This window comes from Flavobacterium sp. WC2409 (assembly GCF_041200085.1).
In the GTDB taxonomy this organism is placed as follows: domain Bacteria; phylum Bacteroidota; class Bacteroidia; order Flavobacteriales; family Flavobacteriaceae; genus Flavobacterium.
Map to the genome: position 1 here is coordinate 3,721,587 of NZ_CP165625.1, position 20,184 is coordinate 3,741,770.

The window sequence follows — 20,184 nt, forward strand, 5'->3', positions numbered from 1 at the left end:
ACGGACTAAACTAATAGTTAATTTTAGATCATATTGATTTCATAATTTCGAGTAATAAATTTAGATAATTTAAACTTGAAATCTATGATCAACTCTACTCAATATAAAAACGGAAATTCTTTTTTAGGTATTTTTACTTTTATTTCTTTCTTGTTGCTTTTTGGATTTGTAAGTAAATTAAGTGCTCAAACCGCACCAAATTTTGGATCGGTAGCTAAATTTGTACTTTTTTCTGGAAATGGAGCAGTATCAAATACGGGAAGCTCTACTTTAAAAGGAAATGTTGGAGCAAATATTGGAGCAGTAACTGGATTTCAATCCCCTACAACAATAGATGGAACTATAGAAAATGTAAATGCGCTTACAGCACAAGCTGCTTTAGACTTGAAAGCAGTTTGTATTCAATTGCAAAATACTATAGCAACAAACACAACCCACAGCACAATTTACGGAAATGGAGAAACGCTAGTTCCAGGTGTATATTCTGCTGGAGCAGCAGCATCCATCGCTGGTACTCTTACGTTAGATGCTCAAGGAAATCCAAATGCTTTGTTTATTTTTAAAATTGGAGGAGCGCTTACGACAGCTGCTGGCGCTACCGTTACTTTGAGGAATGGTGCTGTAGCAGCCAATGTTATTTGGATTGCAAACGGGGCAATTGCTATGGCTGCGGGTACTACTATGAATGGTACTTTAATTGGATATGATGGCGCGGTTTCTATGGGTGCGGGTGGTATTCTTAACGGAAGGATGTTTTCTAATGTTGGAGCTGTTTCTGTATATGGAACAATAGCAACAATTCCTCCAGTACATTTATCTTATAGCTTTTTAGGTCCCTATACTTCAGATGGAACACCACAATATTTTGCAACGAGTGACGTAGTAAATTCATCAACGATAGATCTAGTTAAAAATTCATTACCAGAAAGTTTTCCAGTTCCAGTCTATAACCCACAATACATTTCTTCGGGTTATGATACGGATTTAGTTTTGGAAAAAGCAGCTGATGTATGGGTTACCTTTATTAGTGAGGGGGCAGGATATAGAAATGTGCTTGGTTTTTATACATACGATATAAATAATCCACCAACCACTGTACCAACAGTTGATCAAATAACGATAGTTTTTCCTAACGTATCTGGAGCTGGAAGTGGTGGGAGTTTAATTGCGGGAAATAAAGTAAAGATTGGAACTTTTACTGCTGGTACAGGGATTGGTTGGGTTTTATTAGCCAATGGATGGGATGGAACTAAAGTAACTCCAGGATTATGGCAGTTATTCTCTAATCCTAATTTTAATCCAGAAGCAACGGCTGCTTTAAGACAGCACAACGTGCTTTTAAGCGATCCTGCTAATGAGAGAATTATTCTTGGTTTTGAAGATATTAGAAGAGATTATTCTTCTTGTGATAATGATTTTAATGATGCGGTTTTTTACGTTTCGGCAAATCCTTTTGATGCGATAAGAATTAATAATGTTGCTGATGTGAGTATTGCGGCAAAGGTGACGTCGGGTAATAACGGTGGTTTGGAGAGTAATGGTGATTTGGCTACATTAATTGCTAAAAGAAATTTTAACAGAATCAAGGCTAACAGTTTTGCTGATAAAAAAACAACACAAAAAAAGTTCATTTCTTCTTCCATCACTGCTAAAACATCAGGTTCAAGTGTTGATTTTTCAACCATTATCCCAAATACAGGTATGTTTGGTACAGAAACAACTTATGTTTCCAGTCCTACTGATTTAATTGGAATTACAAATGCTAGTCAAGTATATTCAGTTGATTATTATGAAGGTGATAACCGGTTGGCAGCTGTATTAGCAACTGCAACTACGGGATCTATTTATGGACATTCAAAAGCAATTTGTGATCGTTTGAATAATTCTTCTTTGGAAGATATTAGAACCATTAATTTAAATGGGTACGAAATAATTATGGCCAAATTAAAAAGAGCCAATGGGGAGATGGAATATGCTTTGAATTTTTCGATCCAAGACTTAGGTGCCGAAAATAAACTACATAGTTATTGGAATATTGACCAATATCCGAAAGGAGATTACCTTAATTTTCAAGTTTGGGGTTCATCAATGGGACAAATTTGTAGCATTACAAATGCTATTCTAACTAAATTTCAACAACAAGGAACCTTGTCTTCAGATGCAGTTGATAATAGAATTCCAACTGTTTTTGTAAAAAAAGGGTTGTATAGTAACGGTAAACTGTATTTGACATTAATTAATAAATCTAAAAATACCAATGTGTCTTTTCAAGGCAATAAAAAAACAACCGAATTGACTACTTCTGATTTTGTGGATCAAAATATATCTTTAACTGGTGCTTACGAAGAGCATGTTGAAGTAGAATTAGGAAGGTTATTTGACATTGGATTTTCAATAATTGGGGATACATCAAAACAGCTAGACGCCTTATATTTAGCAGATGGCCCTTGGGGTTTAGATTATTCTAAAACGGAGACTACAATTACATCATATGGGATTGACAATGATGCTAATGACGCTATTGCAACAGATGAATATGGTATTGAAAGAAATACATCTGTTACTGGAGAGCTATATGGTACATTGAATGTGTTTAGAAACATTCTTCCTGGTGAATTAGTATTTGATGCTAGTTTATATTCTACTGTAGGTTTTGCGGTTCATAATTCATTGCCTATTGAGGTTGTTTTGGTAACGGAAAATACAACAGACTGGAATAACAGATTGCGTTTTCAAATACCTGTAAATACTTCTACTGCCGAAATGAATATTCTATTAGATCAGTTTACAAATCCTCAAGGGCAGAAATACACTAATGAAAAAATCAAAGGGATTGTGTTTTCTGTTCAAGGAGATTACAAGGTTTTTCAACCGTTTGCAGTTAACGTTTCCCAGTTAACATTTAAAAATGCAAGCACCTTAAGCGTACCTAGTTTTGTTACTTCTAATGCTAAAAATATTTACAACTACCCTAATCCTTGTGTGCAATCTACGACAATTGTATTGCCTAAGGTTACCGAAAGTGCTCATGTACAAATTGTAGATATGACAGGAAGAATCGTAAGTAGTAAAAATGTTATTCCTTATAATAATGAGATTACAATGGGATTAGACAACTTGAGTAAAGGAGTTTATTTATTTATTGTAACTACTGAAGAAAAAGAACAATTCCAAAACAAATTTTTAATCAATTAGTTAATTAAGATTTTTGTTTAAAAGGCTGCCAACCACGGGCAGCCTTTTTTATTGACCTAATTGCTATACATTTCATTACGCTACTATCTAAATATTTGATTGTTACTGGTGTTTTAATTTTTTGTAGCTAAAAAAGTACATTTAAATCGTATTAGTGTATTTAATCGTTTTAATTATGTATTTGAGCTGATTTTTATTATTTTAGGTAAAGAAATTTAATAAGAAAAAGGATGAAAATATTAGAACCTAAAGTAAATAAAGATACGGCGTCTAAGTTTTCGGATAGTGATAATGGGTGTTTTTTAGTCTCCATAAAATGGTCTATTTTAAATGATGAGTACATTACTTTTGTGAGAAAAAGTGCTATAGGCTACTGTTATAATATAGATTGGGCTGGACCTAAAAGTAAGTTTGAATTAGAGCAGTATGTGAAAAAGGAAGAAACAATTATAGTACAACTTTTTCAAATTCAACCATTTTTAATTCAATGCCGTGTTGAAAACAACGATTGTTTTATGTTGCCTAATACTGATGAAGTAAGAGAATCCATAGGGTTTAAAAGTACGGACTTTCAACTTGTAATTTAAAATCAATTACTTAGTATAGTGCTAATTACTGTTAAATTATAGAATATTAAATACAGTTTAACCTTAGCTGTATAACTCCTCAAATGTTTGGTTTAAACAAAAAATTACCCCCAAATAGTACGTTACTTTTTGGGGGTAATTAGGGAGTAAATCTTTTTATTATGTGGCTCTGTTTTAATTTAATTTAAAAATAGGCTTGTCAAACAAACTCCATTTTAATCGCAATCCAATTTCATTAAAGGTAAATCCAGCGGCTGTAGTGGAGGCAATATTACTTCGGGTTCCATAAATGTTAGTCAATAATCGATCTGAGAATTTATAACCAAATTTTGCTTGTACTCTGTATGTCCATTGCTTACTATTGTCTTCAATAAATTGAAAACCTGTAGCCACATTGGCATTATAGAACCACGACTTTGCTTCTACAATTTTTTCGTCTTTTAGTATTTCTAAAAAAAGTTCTACAGCATTGAATTTCTTTGGACTAAAATAATCCGTTGGAACTTGGTTTTTGAAAGCAATATATTGATAGTTAAGTCCCCCTTTCAACACAGGTTTAGACATGAAATTATAATAGAAAGAAGTAAACAAAAGGTTTCTTGTATTGTTATCCGTTTGTGAAGTATAGAAATATTGGGTAAACCAACCAAAATTAAAATTGGTCCCCATGTTATAGTTAAAATAATAGTTATTGGCAGCAATTTGTTTGTCAATCAAATCCGAGTTGAAATTTTGAACTTCTCTTTTATACCCAATTTCTAAATCTTGTAATTTAAAAGGTTTGATTTTAAAATAAGTATTGATCAATAATTGATTGTATTTAGTCGTATTTGAGTTGGCTGAGGTTACCCCAGCATCCAAAGTATAACTGATTTTAGGTAGGAATTTATAATCAATTCCCAATAGAAAATCGTTGGTTTTTGCGCTTACCTTAGTTGTTGTGTTTTCCGTTTCGCGATATTGGTATGTTGTATTTATGGTAAGTTTTGTAGATAATGGAAGTGAAATTAATGTTCTGGTTGCTTTTGCTGTATTGTCGCCGTTATCAAATGAGTAACTTAATTTTTCTTCAAGATAGGGTGTGAATTCTTGGTTGATTTTCTTCATGAAATTCATGGCGTCATTTTGGTTTTTAAAAATCTCCAATGTTGTATTTGCGGCAGCAACTGCATTTGAAACTTCTCCTGAAGCATAATAAGCATTAGCAATTCCTAGATTTCCATCAAATGATTTGGAGTCGTTTTCTAAAATTGTTGAATAGTATTTTATACTGTCTTTAAAGTCACTGCGGTATATTGCTAAAGTTGCTGAAAGTGCTAATAACCAATTTTCATTGGCATACTTGGTGTTCAGTTCGTTTATTTTGGCTTCGGCCAAAGTGTATTTTTTATTCCATATTAACGCTTGTACATAACGCTCTTGTGTTTGTTTTTTTATGGTTTCGTCATTTGTATTTTGTGCTTTTTGAATTGCTTCTTGAGCCAGTGTCAACGCTTGTTTGTCTTTTCCGTCAATATGTTCAATTAAAGACAATCCATTTAATGCAATAATAGGGTCGTTTTTAGCAATTATATTATACGTTTCTTTTCCCTTTGTGATGTTTTTGGTGATTAAATATAAGTTGGCTTTATTTAACAAGGTTTCTTTATCATTAGGAAAGTCCACTAAGATTTCATCGTAAAATGCATCGGCCTCTGTGTAGCTTTTTTCATTTACTTTTTGATTGGCATATCCTAATTTAATGTATTTTCTTGAAATCAAAGCGCCAGGATTGGCAGGAGATAATTCTAATGCTTTATTAACATTGATTAAAGCTTCTTTGAATTCTTTTAGATTCGATAATGTATTTGCAAACCCAAGGTGAGCTACAAAACTAGTTGGGTTTTTTGCTACAAGAGCAGTGTAAAAGACTTTAGCTTCATCAAATTTTTTGTTCCAAAGTAAGGCTTCAGCATAATTGAGTTCAATTTCCAGATCGCCAGGATTTTCTTTTTTTAAATCTATAAATAGATCTAAGGCTTTTTCGGCTTGTTTATTAAGACCAATTGCTCTAGCATAACACAAGCGAGCGGTTTTGTTTTGAGGATAGTCTTTTAAAATGTTTTTGAAGAATACTTCCGCTTGAGCAAATTCCCCTTTTTCCAGATTACTGAACCCTTTACTCATATCTTGAGCGTTTGTTACATTACTTAAAATAAGGAGCAGAAAAAAGATTGTTTGTTTTAATATTTTCATTCGTTTTGATTCTTGATTTATATAGATGCAAGTTAAGTATAAAGCTGTGATATTTCACCTACAGCAACTTGCCATTCATCGAAGAATTAAATGCTTTCATGTGAATTCGAAAGATATTTGCGTCAGTATTAACAAATAAACACAAATAAGATGGCAATTCAAATCACATACAATGCAGGAGTTTATGAAATCAATGGGACGTTAGTTTCGCAAAATGGTAATGCTCTAAAAAGCCATATTGAGACTTTGTTGAACTTCTCGAAGGGGATTGTTATTTCTTTAAATAAAGTTTTAGAAATTGATAGTGAGGCTGTAAAAAGCATAGAATCATTATATAATAATGCTTGGGGAAATGACAAGATGTTTTATATCGTAGGGATGGAAAACAAAAAAGTAAGTGACCTCTTTACTTCATTAAATTTAAATGATATTTTGCTTTAATATTTTTTGTAATTTTTAAAAAATTAATAGAAATGAAAATAGCTTCTTTTACAATTCCTGCTATCCCAAGAAAATTAAGTCCAGAACAACTCTTTATGGTTACAATTCTTTTTGTAAACGGGGGGAATTATCTATATAATTTATTGTTAGGCCGTATACTAGGACCAGCCGCTTTCTCAGATGCAGCTATTTTAATCACTTTTTTATTGATTTTATCCTTTGTGGGAATGACTTTTCAAATCGTTTCGGCCAAGTATGCCGTTTTATATAAAGATAAAAAACTGTCCTTATTTACACAGAGCATTACAAAATATGCAGCTTTGACAGGGGTATGTATAGGTGTTTTAATATTTGTTTTTAATAAAGAACTGCAAGAATTATTTCATACTAAAACTGCAACAATGTTCGTGATTTTTAGTTTTGGAATTCCTCTTTATTTTTTAATGAGTATCAATAGGGGATTGTATCAAGGCCAAAATGTAATGAACAAACTAGCTTTTACCTATCAAACCGAAATGGCTAGCCGATTATTGCTTACCATCGCGGCTATTTTATTATTTCCTGATTTTCCACCTTCTATCATAGTAGCAACAGGAATTTCGGTATCATTTGTTTTTGGGCTTTATCCTTTTCAAAAAAATATTGTAGGAGATTTAAAAATTAAGAAAGAGTTGGTTTCTGCAGATGATTTAATTGATAGTAAAGGGGTTTTTACTTTTTTCATGTTAACTGCTTTTTATGAACTAACACAAATCATTATCAACAACAGTGACATCATACTTGTAAAACACTATTTTGATAATGAGCAGGCAGGATATTATGCTTCATTGGCATTAATAGGTAGGGTCGTTTACTTTGTCGCTTGGATGTTTGTGATGTTGTTATTGCCCAAAGTAATTCAACTAAAAAAGGACGGAAAGGAAACCCAACCTCTCTTAATGAAATATGTATCTTATATTGCTGTTTTATCTACTGTAATTGTTTTGGTCACTTTTCTTTTTCCAGAAACGGTAGTGAACTTAATGTTTGGAAAAGAATACCTTTCTATAGCCTTCTTATTATGGAAATACGCTTTGGCTACTTCAATTTTTGCCATAGCTAATATTTTTGCCTATTATTTTTTATCTATAAATCAATACATTCCAGTTGTAGTTTCGGCAATAATAGGATTAACTCAAATTGGGTTGATTGTATTTTTCCATGACTCACTAGAACAAGTGGTTCATGTACAAATCATTGCTATGGTTATCCTGTTGTTTTCCCAATTATCGTTTTTCTTTTATCAGAACAAAAAGAATGTTCGTCTACGCTAAGTTTCCATTCACCGAAAATTAAAAAATAGCCCTTGTAAAATAAAGATATTCGTACTGTAATTAAAAACAGAACAAATATGAAAGTAGCTATTATAACGTCGTTTCCACCAAGTAAAGTAACCTTAAATGAATATGGATATCACTTAGTGAAGAATTTTGTACAGAATGAAGATGTATCGGAATTGGTTTTAATAACAGATAAAACAAAAGAACCAAAACAATTGGATTTTGAAAATAGTAATAAAGTTAATGTTAAAGACTGTTGGTCTTTTAATAGTTATTTTAACTTCTTTACCATTATCAAAACGGTATTAAAAGAAAAACCAGATGCTGTTTTATTCAATTTGCAGTTTGTAAAATTTGGTGATAAAAAAATCCCTGCAGCAATGGGATTGTTAATTCCTATGTTTTTAAAATTATTAGGATGTAATACAGTTGTTTTATTGCATAACATATTAGAACAAGTAGATTTAGAAAGTGCTGGTTTTACCAAGAATAAATTAGCTTCAAAAATCTACAACTTCATTGGGACTAACCTAACTAAATGCATCCTTAAAGCAGATATTGTTGCCGTTACGATCAGTAAATACGTTGATGTGTTAGGAGATAAATATAAAAGTGAAAACGTATCATTGATTCCTCATGGTTCTTTTGAAAAACCACAAACACCTAATTTTAAATTACCAGCTGGACCTAAAAAAGTTATGGCTTTTGGAAAATTTGGAACGTATAAAAAAGTAGAAATTTTAATTGAAGCCATTGAAATCATCAGAAAAAAATCAACTGAAGCGATCGAAATTGTGATTGCGGGGACAAATAGTCCTAACACTCCAGGTTATTTAGAACAAGTACAAGAAAAATATGCACATGTTTCTGGGATTACATTTACAGGGTATGTAGAAGAAAATGAGGTTCAAAATATTTTTAATGACAGTACGATGGTAGTATTTCCTTATACTTCAACTACAGGAAGTTCTGGAGTATTGCACCAAGCAGGAAGTTATGGTAAAGCGGTTGTAATGCCAGATTTAGGGGATTTAAGTCTATTAGTTAAAGAAGAAGGGTATAATGGTGAGTTTTTCAATCCAGAGTGCGCAGAGTCATTAGCAAAAGCCATTTCAGCCATTCTTAATAATGATGAGTACAGAGTGCAACTGGCCAAAACCAATTATAGAGCCGCAAGCGCCTTATCAATGGATAAAATTGTTGGAATGTACATGGAAAGCTTCAGACAAATTGAATACAGTAAATTAGAAGGACAATTAGTAAGTAATATATAAAAAGGATGGTTTTTTATTTCCTTTACTATCTAAGAAACCAAATTTTTTCTGTCTGATTTTTTGCCAAGGCCATTTCCCAGCCACTTGACTTGGAACTTGAGGAAAATCATATAAAGTCCACGACATAAATGCAAGCTTGTTCTTTTTGAATAAGGCTTGCATTTTTTTATGGTATTGCGCTTGATCTGCTTCACTATATCCTCTTAAATTCCATATGCCATTATAAGAAGGAACACCAAACTCTTGAATTACTACTGGTTTTTTTACTGCTTTTTCTAAGGTAGTATTTTCTTTTTCAAAATCCTCGATTGCATTATAAAAGTGGTAGGATACAAAATCTACTTTATTGGATAAATGTGTTGCTTCGTAGGCATTAGACCAACCAATAGTTACTAAATGATTAGGGTCAAATTTTTTAATGACAGCAACCATATGGTTCAACCAGTTGAGTACATTATCCTTGTCTCTGTTTTCAAAATCCAGATTGGGTTCGTTTTTTAAATCCCAGGCCAAAATAGCTTTGTGATTCTTGAATGTGGAAACTATTTTTTCGGCATGACGGTGGGTTAACGTCCAGTTTTCTAACGTGTAATCGCTATAAAAGTCAAAAAGAGTAACGATTACAGCCAAATTTTTGGATTCAGCCAAATCTAATATCTTTTTTAGCTTGTCTAATTTTTCTTGTTTTACATCGGCTTTGCCAAAGTCATCATACTGTATGAAAATCCGAATGGAATTAAGTTTTGCTTTCTTGATAATGTCAAAATCTTTAGCAATGGTATCGATGTTAAATAGTGGTCCAAAAGTATCCCAAGCCGAATTTTTTGGGTAATAATTAATTCCTTTAATCGTATAATTGACTTTGTCTTTGAGCATGTTTTTACCTTGAATTGTATAAGTAGGATGCGATTTTATAGTATCTGCAGCTAAAGTTTCTTTTTCCATTTTTTGCATATGCCTCACTCTCCAAAACCCATCTTCAAGAAGCATCATTACCTTATAAGTCGCTGTATCTTCAACAGTAGTAATTAGTTTATCTTGTTGGTAAATTTTTTGAAATTCGACTACATTTTTATCCGTAAAAACGACTAGCTGCCCGTCTGCACTATAAAATTCTAATGTGGGATGATGCTCTAATGTAGTGCTCTCAATAGTGATTTTATTTTTTTTATTGTAATTGATGGTGTTGTATAGATTGGCACGGGTATTTTGGGTATAATAATCTTCAATGCCTTCTTTAGTGTTGTCTTTAAAAGATTTGTTTTTAACAACCCATGAAAAAAGATAATCTTTTTCTACCTCTTTAAGTGTGTTGGCCTCCATTGCTCTACCCACATTTGTAACAGTTTCCCATATTGTTTTTGGTAAATACGTATTAATGGTTTCTTTTTCTAAATGGAGCATTGAAATTCTCTCGGCACCTGTATTTAAAAATATCAAGGTCTTATTGATTCCTAGTAATAATAAAAGGTTCAATAAAATAAAGGAGACAATTAGAATAGTCCTATAAACGCTTCGGTTATTTATTATAGACATAATTTTTAGTTTCAGTTTTTTTAATAATACCTAGAGTTTGAATTTCAAAGCGATAGTTTTTTTCTTTATAAAAGTCCGAAGGAATATAAAATTGTACCATTCCTTTTGAGCTGTCTTCTTGTAAACTGCTGATTAATTGATTATCATGGAATATTTTTAGAACTACTTTAATTCCATCGGGTACTAATTGTCCCATAAAGCTGTTTAATGGCCCGACTGTAAGTTTTCGATTATAATCAGAAAAAGAATATGTAAAGTCAGAAAGTATGGGTTTGTAATCAATTTCCAAAATGTTACTTTTTGCAATTCCTGTGATATATCCTTTTACGCTATAATGGTCTGGATGGTCTGGATGAAGGATTTGTCCTGAAGCAATTCCGTTTATAGTGGTGCCAAAGGTTTTTAACGCCATATTGTTTTTGGTAGTAATGTGAAAAACGACCATAGTTCCATCACTTACAGTATTGTTGTACGCATCTTTAATCAGTGAAGTAGTTAGAGTTGTAATTTGATTGCCATCTGCATAATCGTGATTTCTGGTATAATAAATTGAAAAATCAGTGGCTATATTTGGATAGACTTCGGTTTCTATTTCTTTAGTGACCGTTTTTTTACAGGCTGTAGAAGCCAGAATTTGTCCTGATTGAGTATTCGAATATATATTTTCCCAAATTATAAAGTCTTTTGTATTTTTTGAAATGGTAGTTACATTGTTTAAAAATTGATGTTTTATAACCACGGGCGTATTTTCTAATTTTGGATTGTCAAATCCGTCAGTAGGAACTGCAACCATCATTGTAAATTCCTTTCCACCAGCCAAGATACTTCTTGGGCCCAGATAATTTTCCATCTGAGTTTTGGTTTTTTCATTTGGAATTATTTCAAATGTACCGTTTGTAACTGTTTTTTCGTTGTCTATTAAAAACCAAGAAACAGTTCCTGTTTTTTTTGTGTAAACTGTAGGAATTGTAAAGGTGATTTTCCCATTAGAATTTTTTCCATCTATAATAGTTTTTCCATACGAATGAATGATGAAAAGTTGTGGTATAGTCGTTTTTGATGTTGAAGAAAAGGTTAGTTTCATATTGTCTCCAGCAACAAATACTTTATTTGTTGAGCTCAAATAAATAGTATTTTCTTTTGCAATAAAAGCAGCCGTCTCAAATGCGAATAAAAGCAAAAGAGCGAAGGAAAGTACGATGTATATTGTTTTCTTCATTATTTTGGATTTCCAATATAATTATTGATTTCTACTTTTATATAGCTAAATCCTTTTCCATTTACTTTTTGGAGTTGTTCTCCTTCTTGATCCAATCGTCTATTAGGAACAACTTCTTTCGCAATAACATCATTTGGTAATCCATTGACAAAACAGTTCTTTAAAGAAGACTGAATAAGAGTTAATCTCTCTAAATTTAATAAATTATATTCAAAATATTGTTTGCGTTGCACTCTAACTCCTTCACGAATAAAAAAATGATCTACATAAATCAATTTTTTGTCACTGTTGTAATAGGAGATTAATAATCCGGGAATGGTTACTTCTTGAATGCCATAATTAAACAATGTCCCTTTGATTTTGTTGTTACTTATTTCAAAATCAGATAAGGCCACTTGAGTGTATAAGTCAGTAATGGCAACATTTCCAGCACATTGAATATTGAAGTTTACAGGGTTTCGTTTTATTTCTAATGGAGTAAACTCATTTGGATTAAAAGTGGTAGGTTTTACATCGGTCATTTTTAACCAAGCTGTTTCTTCAAAATTAACTTTAAAGCTGGTTATTTCTTTAGGCATCAATTTGTGTTTGATTACAAATTTGGCATTAAAAGAGGCTAGCTTTTTATCTAATTTATCATATAAAGTTGCTTTCAAAACAACATCGGCGGGTACGTTGTCTACGTTTTGGACTTCGCCAATTACGATATATTGTTTGTCAAGCTGGATTAGATTTGCCGAAAGGATTTCAAGTACAGGTTGTTTTAAAACATCATCATGATAGGTTTGCTGAGTAGATATAACTCTTCGACCGTGCTTAAAGAATTCAGTAGTATTAGAGGATAAAAACTGGTTTGGTGGGATATCTAAGTCTAGTTTTTTAGGTTTTATGTACCATTTCCCATTTATTTTTACGACATCATGGCGGTACTCTTTATTTATAATCTCTAGTGGAGTAATCCATTTTGTTTTGGCAAGCAAGATGGCTTCGTTTTCGGTTTGTGCCATTATTTTTACTTCTATGGCGTCCAGTTTTGCATAGGAGTTTAGGATTCCATCGGCTACTGATGTTTCTAACATAAATTGAGATACCGTCAATTTACTTTCAGGACTGATAAAGGAATAGGCCTTTTCGAATTCTTTAAAATCAATGGCATCATAATAGGAGCGTACTACGTTTTTTGGGCTTATTTGGTAAGCCGTATTGATATAGAACTGGTAGATAAAATAACCGATAATCAACAATAAAAGGGCTGCCCATACATGTAAATAAGATATTAATCGATTGGAGAATTTGGTGTATGAAATGCCTAGTGATAAAAACTGAGGTTTCTCAATAACTTTTAGTTTAAGGGTTTTGTAAAACATCATTTGTATGTTTAATACAAATGCTATCACAACAGTTAACATTGGGATAATTCCCCACATTAATTTTTGATATAATGGAACATCCTCATATGGAAGTATTTTTGATAAGGGAGGGACATTCAATTTTTCCCAAACCATAATCCCATTTTCCAACTGTGACAAACGATGCCAACCACAGAAATACAATATGGGGTCGTAAAACTTATCATTCGAAAAGACATATTTTAAATTGTATTTTTCAGGAACGGTCAAGAATTGTTGTAGGGAACCTAGCCCTTCCAGTCCTCTAAATTTTGAATTTTCTAGGCGTTCTACAGCTCTAGATGTCAATTCAGGAAGTCTCCTTGCCGAGTGGTAATTACCGTCAACGGTTAACGCTTTGGTTTGATAAGATAAAGTGGCCATTTGATCTCCAAAACCCAATGGTAAATACCGCCATTGATCATGCTGGTCTTGATTTAGGAAATTGATAATGGGTAATGTATTTATCTTTTGGGGCTGAAACGGTCTAAAGTATCCTAATGTAATTGTAAAAACAGCCATGGTTAGAAAGGTACCTGCAATAAAACCACCAATGATTCTATGGTAAACGAGTCCAAAGCGCGCTTGCATTGCATCTTTCAAGTCCCCTTCAACAAAACGATATATGAATTCACCAAATAAGGGTAAACACATAATAGATGCCCATAACGTAAAGCGGTCAAGAGTAAGTATGTTAAATGCATTTTCACCTAATACCATTAATGGAATTGGTGTTGTACCACCCGTCCCTAATATTAATAATAAAGTTAATGACAAGCCAAAAAACAAATACCGTTTACTATAAAAGCGATAAAAAAGATACGGTAAAAAGAATAATAAAATTCCCCAAGGAATTAAAAAAAACATCAAACCGGAAGAAGTTACCTCTAGAAAATTATCCCTGCTTCCATGAGGAATAGGAACTTGGGTTATTGGGTTTTTCTTTGAATTAATCCAATAGGGTAAAATACATACTATAATTAAAATCAAAGAAGCACCGCCAAAAGAGACTATTCTTTTAAATAAACGGAGGAAAGATTGGAAAAATATTTTAAAAGTGATGTCTTTATAATTGGCTGTTTTTTCTCTAGAAACATCCATAATGACCATACCTATTAATGGGAAAATAAAAAATACCATTCCAAAAATAGGGGTAACATGATGGGAACATATGGTTACTGCAAGAAGCGACAATGAAGTAAAAAAGTATTTTAATCTACCTGTTTTTAACCAAAGATATATTTCGGGGAAAGAGTGCATTAATAGCGACATGGCTATCACACTAGGTAATTGACCGAATATATGTAATGTTTCTACAAATGAAGATGAAAACACAGCTACTAGTGCCGTATATCCGGCAACGTTTCTATTTCCAGTGAGGAGCAAAGAAAAGCGGTACGCACCAGTTATAAATAGGATTACACCAATTATTGCAACGGCAAACATCCCAAATTTCAAACCACCTATTAAAGATAATAATGCAATAGCTTGGTGAACTAATGGGGGATAACCCATAACTGTAAAGCCAGTGTACCAACTGTAATTCCAAGGTTCAAACCAACTATGAGCATAATGGTTAGCAAAAAACAGATGTATTAAAGCGTCGTATGTATTTTCTAAAGTAAAGAAAATAGCACTGGAGTGAAATACGACTCCTATCAATAGCGCAACGATTAAATATTTGTTAGTTTTTTCCTCCACTTAAAGCTGACTTAGTATCATAATTGTAAATATAGGAAATAAACAATACACAGTAGAATTTATAATATCTACATCATTTATCCATTCGTCGTACCATTCACCTCCACTGGTCTAATTTATAAAAATAAACAAGGGTTTCGAAATATATTTGTATAGAAATAACAATGAAAAACACAACACCATGAAAATATTAGTAATCGACGATCAAGAATTAGTTATCCTTTCTTTAAGCAAATGTCTAACAGATTTAGGATATGAAGTTAAAAGTGCTAATAACGTTTTTAATGCAATCATTGCCTATGATGAATTTCAACCGAATCTTGTAATTGCAGATATTAACATGCCTGTTTTAACTAATTCAATAGATACGAATCAGCCTTTTAGTGTGAACGATAAAGCATCAGGATTGGAAATTGTGAAATACATTAAACAAGTAAAAAAACACGACACACCAGTTATGATTTTATCTGGAAATAATGATGAAGAGGTTATTTTAAAAGGGTTTGAATTGGGAGTTTCAGATTATATGAAAAAACCATTAAGCTTAAATGAAATTGGAGCAAGAGTAAAAAGATTAATTGGATCAAATAATGTTGTAGCTGTTGATAATAGCAATAGGTTGATTCAAAACAACTGTATAGGTGTTGTAATTCCATGTTACAATGAAGAAGAAAGATTATCAAGTGAAGAATTTAAGAAATTTGTTCATTCTAATTTAGGATACCATTTGTGTTTTGTAAATGATGGAAGTAAGGACAATACGCTTGGAGTGTTACAAGAATTATGTAAAGGGAATGAGGACAGAATAAGTATTTATAATTGTGAAAAAAATGGTGGAAAAGCCGAAGCAGTTAGATTGGGGATGTTGCATTTGGCAAAAGACAGTCAATACAACTACATTGGATTTCTTGATGCAGATTTGTCGACAAATTTTGATGATTTCCAAGAGTTAGTGAATACAATTTCAAATTCTAAATATAAAATAGTTAGTGGTTCCCGTATCAACAGAATGGGAGCTGATATCGCAAAAGAATCGGCTAGAAAAATTATTAGTCAGGGGATTAATTTTATTATTAGAAAAACGTTAGGAATGGATTTTAAAGACACACAATGTGGTGCTAAAATCATGCACAAAGAGATTGTTGAAAAAACATTCCAAAAAAAGTTCTTGACTAAATGGTTGTTTGATGTAGAAATTTTCATGAGAATGAAAAAGATTTACGGGAAACAAGGAGCAATAGATTTAATATGTGAACAGCCTTTAAATAGATGGGTACATATGGATGGTTCTAAACTTTCGTTTAAAGATTCGTTTAAAATTGTAGGTCAAATTGGTCAAATTGCTTTTTATTATAATTAAAAATTAGATTACATATATTTTAGGGTTATTTCAAAGAGGTTGTGCTTTAAATAGTACAACCTTTCTTTTTTTATTTAAAATGTTTGGTTCACATAACTTTAACGAAGAAATTCCTGAATGAAATTACGGAAATATAGAATTAGGTATTACTTTTGCATTGGATTTTCTGGATGATGAAATACATTCAATATCCAAGAACAAATTGGAAATAAATTCAGCTTAAAATGAAAGAACAAATCAAGAAATTTTTAAACGAGGAACAAGATCCTAAAGCTATCGAAAAAATCACTTCAAAGCTGAATGACTTATTGATGAAAAATGAAGAAATAGGGTATATAGGTGTTCAAAAAAAACCAGCTATTACGGTGTTTCCAGATAGTATCGTTTTAACCAATAAGCGAATTATTTTATGCAAACCTAAAAATCTAGGATTGTCTATGGATTTTATTGATTATGACTGGGAAGATGTGGCTGCCGCTTTTGTGAAAGAAAATATTTTAGGTTCTGAATTTTCATTTTCGACCAAAAGTGAATTGACTATTTCAATCGATTATATCCCAAAAACACAGGCTAGAAAATTATATACTTTTGCCAAAGAGCAAATGGACCTTATAAAAACAGGGAATACTATAAATACTAGTGGTGTTGCGGAAGAAATTCTTGAAGCGCAACCTGTTGAAGAAGTGGAAGAAATTGAAGAAATGGAAACAGAAGAGGTGACTAATTATGCTGAAATAATTCCCGTTTCTCAACCTGATTTCAGTACTGACAATCAACATTATAATGAAACTTCAAAAGACAAAACCTTAAGTGAGTTGTCACAAGATGAGTTGTTTGAAAAACTACAGAATTACAAAAAACTTTTAGATAATGGTTTGATTCTTCAAGGCGAATATGATAACTATAAAAAAGAAATTTTAAGTCATATGTAATGTTCTTAAAATGGAAATAAAAACGAAACCCGACAACTTTTAAATTGTCGGGTTTTGTTTTGTTATAAAGTGCGTTTTTGCTTTTCTACAAAGTTATTAGATTGTAATTCTAATAAATCAGTTGTGTTTTTTCGCTGTAAATTATAGAGATTTTTATCCTGAGCAATATCTTCATATACTTTGTCATGCATGGATGCGCTTGTTTTAACCAACAGACTGCGTTGGTATTTGTCTTGTTCTAAGGTAGCTTTTAGTGCCGTTTCTAAATCTTCTAGTTTAAAATCATATTCTCCTTTTGGTGACAGTAGTTTAGCAATAATAGGAGAGGTCTCGATAGCTAGAAATAATAACATGATAAAGAAAGAAGGAATCCAAGGTAGTTTATCCAAAGCATTAATTCGGGCCATTAAACCATCAAATCCATCAATAATGGGTTGGGTTTCGGTAACTTTTTTATCTAAATCAGTTTGAAGTGTTTTGGTAGTTTTATCTAATACAGCAATTTTGGCCATATTGTTTTTTTGCAAAGTATCTAATTCTTTTTTTGCTAGATCGTGTTTGGCAATCTTCTCTTTAAAAACGGGGCCTTTACCTAGTTTTTTAGTTCCAGCAGTTCCTTCGGCTTCTGCAATGTAAGTTTCGTAATAGCTGTTAACTTCTTTTTCTTTGTTGGTTATTTCTAATTTTAAACGTTGGATTTCTGATTTGTTTTTGTCTAAATCCGATTTAAAGTAATTAGCTACTTCTTTTTTATTTTCAAGTGCCATAGCATTTTTCTCTTTCAATAAAACGGTATTGATTTCTTTTTCAAATATTTTAATTTCTAAAGGTTTAGATATTACAATCGCAATGATAATCGCCAGAATAATTCGAGGTGTCGCTTGAAGAAATTCACTGCCTATTTTGTCTCTTTTTCGAATAGTAGAAACAATAAAACGATCCAGGTTGAAGATTAGTAAGCTCCAGACTAATCCAAAAATTAGTGCAGGATATACATTGTCAAAAACAGTAAATAAAGCATAAGTACTTGCAATAAATGCCATTACGGCTGTAAAGAAAACAGTAGCACCAATACCTACATATTTGGTTTGTTCTCCTTCTGAGCATCCTTCTAGGATGTTTTTGTCTGCCCCAGAGCAAACAATAAAAAATTGTTTTAACATGATTGATTAATTTGATTGATTGATGACTGCAAATGTAACGCCAAAAAAACTATTTTGGTATAATTCACTGATTAGTTTTTGGTTAGGGACTTTTGTAAAACAAAAAAGAGCCGTTCCTAAGAACAGCTCTTTTTAATTTTGAATTAAAAATTAACTTATATTTGGGGTGCGCCAGCCATAATTTCGGCATTGGCAAATTCTTCAAATTTGGCAAAATTAGCTTTGAATTTTTGTCCCAATTCAATTGCTTTTTTATCGTATAAATCTTTGTCTTCCCATGTGTTTCTAGGGTTTAATATTTCGCTAGGCACATTAGGGCAAGATTGAGGAATTGCAATTCCAAAAACAACATGATTTCTATAATCGACTGCGTCTAGTTCTCCATTAAGAGCGGCAGTAATCATCTCGCGAGTATATTTCAGTTTCATGCGGCTACCAGTTCCGTATGCGCCACCTGTCCAGCCAGTATTGATTAACCATACTTTCACATTAGCATCTTGTATTTTCTTACTTAACATTTCTGCATATTTAGTAGGATGCAAAGGCATAAAAGGCGCTCCAAAACAAGCCGAAAAATTAGGCTGAGGTTCCGTTACACCAGCTTCGGTTCCAGCTACTTTAGCAGTATATCCAGAGATAAAATGGTATGCAGCCTGTCCTGGTGTTAATCTTGAAATAGGAGGTAAGATTCCAAAAGAATCCGCTGTTAAGAAGAAGATGTTTTTAGGGTTTTTACCTATTGATCCTGGTTGGATATTATCAATATGATAAATAGGGTAACTTACTCTTGTATTAGGAGTGATGGAAACATCTTTGTAATCAACTTCATTTGTTCCTTTTTTGAAAACCACATTTTCTAAGATAGCCCCTTTACGAATGGCTCTAAAAATATCAGGTTCATTTTCTTCGGATAAGTTGACTACTTTGGCATAGCAACCTCCTTCAAAATTAAAAACTGTGTTTTCGCTAGTCCAACCGTGTTCATCATCCCCAATTAATTTTCTTTTTGGATCTGCAGATAACGTAGTTTTACCTGTCCCAGATAAACCAAAGAAAATAGCGGTGTCGCCATTATCACCTACGTTAGCACTACAGTGCATAGGTAATGTGTTTTTATCTACAGGGAGAATGAAATTCAATGCGGAGAAAATACCTTTTTTCATTTCTCCAGTATATCCAGTTCCTCCTATAAGTACTATTTTTTTTGTAAAATTTAAAATCGCAAAATTACTTTGACGAGTTCCATCAGTAGCTGGATCAGCTATAAATTCAGGAACACATATTACGGTCCATTCTAGTTTAAAATTTTCTAACTCTTGCTCTTCAGGTCTTAAAAACATGTTGTAGCAAAATAAATTGGCCCAAGGTGTTTCAGTAACTACTCTTACATTTAAACGGTAATTGGGGTCTGCACATACATAAGAATCTCTTACAAAAACTTCCTTGTTAGATAAATACGTTGTGACCTTTTTATACAAAGCATCAAACGCAGTTGGCTCAAAAGGGATGTTGACTTTTCCCCACCAAACTTGATTCTCAGTGATGCTGTCTTTTACAATAAATCGGTCTTCAGGAGAGCGTCCTGTAAATTCTCCAGTGTTAATGGCTAAAGCTCCTGTTGAATTTTCAATTCCTTGGCCTAAAGCTAAGGTCATTTCATGTAATTCGTTGGCTGATAATTGATAATGAATCTTTGCGTTTTCGATTCCTAAGTTTTTTAGCGAAATCGATTGCGTAAACGGTGTGTTATTATTCATAAAATTATGTATTGTGTAGTTTAATTTATTATTTGCAAAAGTAGAACATATATTTAAGATACGATTTGATTATCTTA

General features: G+C 32.3%; 13 protein-coding genes. 7 read left to right on the forward strand and 6 right to left on the reverse strand.

All coding sequences use genetic code 11. From position 1 onward, the window contains the following. The first annotated feature begins 84 nt into the window (after positions 1-84). Together AB3G34_RS15965 and AB3G34_RS15970 are read left to right on the forward strand one after the other, a co-directional pair. Positions 85-3,195, forward strand: a complete 3,111-nt coding sequence (locus AB3G34_RS15965) for an ice-binding family protein (RefSeq protein ID WP_367773181.1) — start codon at positions 85-87, stop codon at positions 3,193-3,195. Positions 3,196-3,425: 230 nt separating this feature from the next. Beyond that, the gene (locus tag AB3G34_RS15970; RefSeq protein ID WP_369752998.1) at positions 3,426-3,782 is read left to right on the forward strand and encodes a hypothetical protein; all 357 of its coding nucleotides are present in this window, start codon (positions 3,426-3,428) and stop codon (positions 3,780-3,782) included. Between the two features lie 174 nt (positions 3,783-3,956). Here AB3G34_RS15970 and AB3G34_RS15975 read toward each other — a convergent pair whose 3' ends face one another. Next, a complete protein-coding gene (locus AB3G34_RS15975) occupies positions 3,957-6,017 on the reverse strand; it encodes a tetratricopeptide repeat protein (RefSeq protein WP_369752999.1) in 2,061 nt (686 codons plus the stop codon). Positions 6,018-6,167: 150 nt separating this feature from the next. On the opposite strand from AB3G34_RS15975, the gene AB3G34_RS15980 reads away from it, so the two are divergent. The 3 genes from AB3G34_RS15980 (at position 6,168) to AB3G34_RS15990 (ending at position 9,051) form a co-directional block, all read left to right on the forward strand. Beyond that, positions 6,168-6,458 (forward strand): STAS domain-containing protein, encoded by a 291-nt coding sequence (locus AB3G34_RS15980; RefSeq protein WP_369753000.1) that lies wholly within the window; start codon positions 6,168-6,170, stop codon positions 6,456-6,458. Positions 6,459-6,490: 32 nt separating this feature from the next. After that, the gene (locus tag AB3G34_RS15985; protein ID WP_369753001.1) at positions 6,491-7,771 is read left to right on the forward strand and encodes an oligosaccharide flippase family protein; all 1,281 of its coding nucleotides are present in this window, start codon (positions 6,491-6,493) and stop codon (positions 7,769-7,771) included. A gap of 77 nt (positions 7,772-7,848) precedes the next feature. After that, positions 7,849-9,051, forward strand: a complete 1,203-nt coding sequence (locus AB3G34_RS15990; RefSeq protein ID WP_369753002.1) for a glycosyltransferase — start codon at positions 7,849-7,851, stop codon at positions 9,049-9,051. On the opposite strand, the gene AB3G34_RS15995 is transcribed toward AB3G34_RS15990, so the two are convergent. Genes AB3G34_RS15995 through AB3G34_RS16005 form a run of 3 tightly spaced genes read right to left on the reverse strand, consistent with a single transcriptional unit; the run spans position 9,034 to position 14,895 of the window. Next, positions 9,034-10,587 carry a glycoside hydrolase family 2 TIM barrel-domain containing protein gene (locus AB3G34_RS15995; RefSeq protein WP_367773193.1) on the reverse strand — a complete coding sequence of 518 codons (1,554 nt, stop codon included), beginning with the start codon at positions 10,585-10,587 and terminating at the stop codon, positions 9,034-9,036. The two genes, AB3G34_RS15990 and AB3G34_RS15995, sit on opposite strands and share 18 nt — an antisense overlap. Next, a complete protein-coding gene (locus AB3G34_RS16000) occupies positions 10,571-11,806 on the reverse strand; it encodes a hypothetical protein (protein WP_369753003.1) in 1,236 nt (411 codons plus the stop codon). The genes AB3G34_RS15995 and AB3G34_RS16000 overlap by 17 nt, the downstream gene beginning before the upstream one ends. Beyond that, on the reverse strand, positions 11,806-14,895 hold the full coding sequence (locus tag AB3G34_RS16005; RefSeq protein ID WP_369753004.1) for a hypothetical protein: 3,090 nt from the start codon (positions 14,893-14,895) through the stop codon (positions 11,806-11,808). The genes AB3G34_RS16000 and AB3G34_RS16005 overlap by 1 nt, the downstream gene beginning before the upstream one ends. A gap of 181 nt (positions 14,896-15,076) precedes the next feature. On the opposite strand from AB3G34_RS16005, the gene AB3G34_RS16010 reads away from it, so the two are divergent. After that, entirely contained in the window at positions 15,077-16,255 is a 1,179-nt protein-coding gene (locus tag AB3G34_RS16010; protein ID WP_367773199.1) for a glycosyltransferase, read from the forward strand. 224 nt (positions 16,256-16,479) lie between these two features. After that, positions 16,480-17,187: a PH domain-containing protein gene (locus tag AB3G34_RS16015; protein WP_369753005.1), complete on the forward strand. Its 708-nt coding sequence runs from the start codon at positions 16,480-16,482 to the stop codon at positions 17,185-17,187. A 62-nt stretch (positions 17,188-17,249) separates the two neighbouring features. On the opposite strand, the gene AB3G34_RS16020 is transcribed toward AB3G34_RS16015, so the two are convergent. Both AB3G34_RS16020 and pckA read right to left on the reverse strand, forming a co-directional pair. Further along, positions 17,250-18,350: a DUF4407 domain-containing protein gene (locus AB3G34_RS16020; protein WP_369753006.1), complete on the reverse strand. Its 1,101-nt coding sequence runs from the start codon at positions 18,348-18,350 to the stop codon at positions 17,250-17,252. A gap of 155 nt (positions 18,351-18,505) precedes the next feature. Beyond that, positions 18,506-20,107 carry a phosphoenolpyruvate carboxykinase (ATP) gene (pckA, locus tag AB3G34_RS16025; protein WP_369753007.1) on the reverse strand — a complete coding sequence of 534 codons (1,602 nt, stop codon included), beginning with the start codon at positions 20,105-20,107 and terminating at the stop codon, positions 18,506-18,508. Positions 20,108-20,184: the final 77 nt, after the last annotated feature.

Bases quoted from the DNA above. Each gene is read 5' to 3' on its own strand.
- AB3G34_RS15965 (WP_367773181.1), top strand. From the start codon at position 85: ATGATCAACTCTACTCAATATAAAAACGGAAATTCTTTTTTAGGTATT.
- AB3G34_RS15970 (WP_369752998.1), top strand. From the start codon at position 3,426: ATGAAAATATTAGAACCTAAAGTAAATAAAGATACGGCGTCTAAGTTT.
- AB3G34_RS15975 (WP_369752999.1), bottom strand. From the start codon at position 6,017: ATGAAAATATTAAAACAAACAATCTTTTTTCTGCTCCTTATTTTAAGT.
- AB3G34_RS15980 (WP_369753000.1), top strand. From the start codon at position 6,168: ATGGCAATTCAAATCACATACAATGCAGGAGTTTATGAAATCAATGGG.
- AB3G34_RS15985 (WP_369753001.1), top strand. From the start codon at position 6,491: ATGAAAATAGCTTCTTTTACAATTCCTGCTATCCCAAGAAAATTAAGT.
- AB3G34_RS15990 (WP_369753002.1), top strand. From the start codon at position 7,849: ATGAAAGTAGCTATTATAACGTCGTTTCCACCAAGTAAAGTAACCTTA.
- AB3G34_RS15995 (WP_367773193.1), bottom strand. From the start codon at position 10,587: ATGTCTATAATAAATAACCGAAGCGTTTATAGGACTATTCTAATTGTC.
- AB3G34_RS16000 (WP_369753003.1), bottom strand. From the start codon at position 11,806: ATGAAGAAAACAATATACATCGTACTTTCCTTCGCTCTTTTGCTTTTA.
- AB3G34_RS16010 (WP_367773199.1), top strand. From the start codon at position 15,077: ATGAAAATATTAGTAATCGACGATCAAGAATTAGTTATCCTTTCTTTA.
- AB3G34_RS16015 (WP_369753005.1), top strand. From the start codon at position 16,480: ATGAAAGAACAAATCAAGAAATTTTTAAACGAGGAACAAGATCCTAAA.
- AB3G34_RS16020 (WP_369753006.1), bottom strand. From the start codon at position 18,350: ATGTTAAAACAATTTTTTATTGTTTGCTCTGGGGCAGACAAAAACATC.
- pckA (WP_369753007.1), bottom strand. From the start codon at position 20,107: ATGAATAATAACACACCGTTTACGCAATCGATTTCGCTAAAAAACTTA.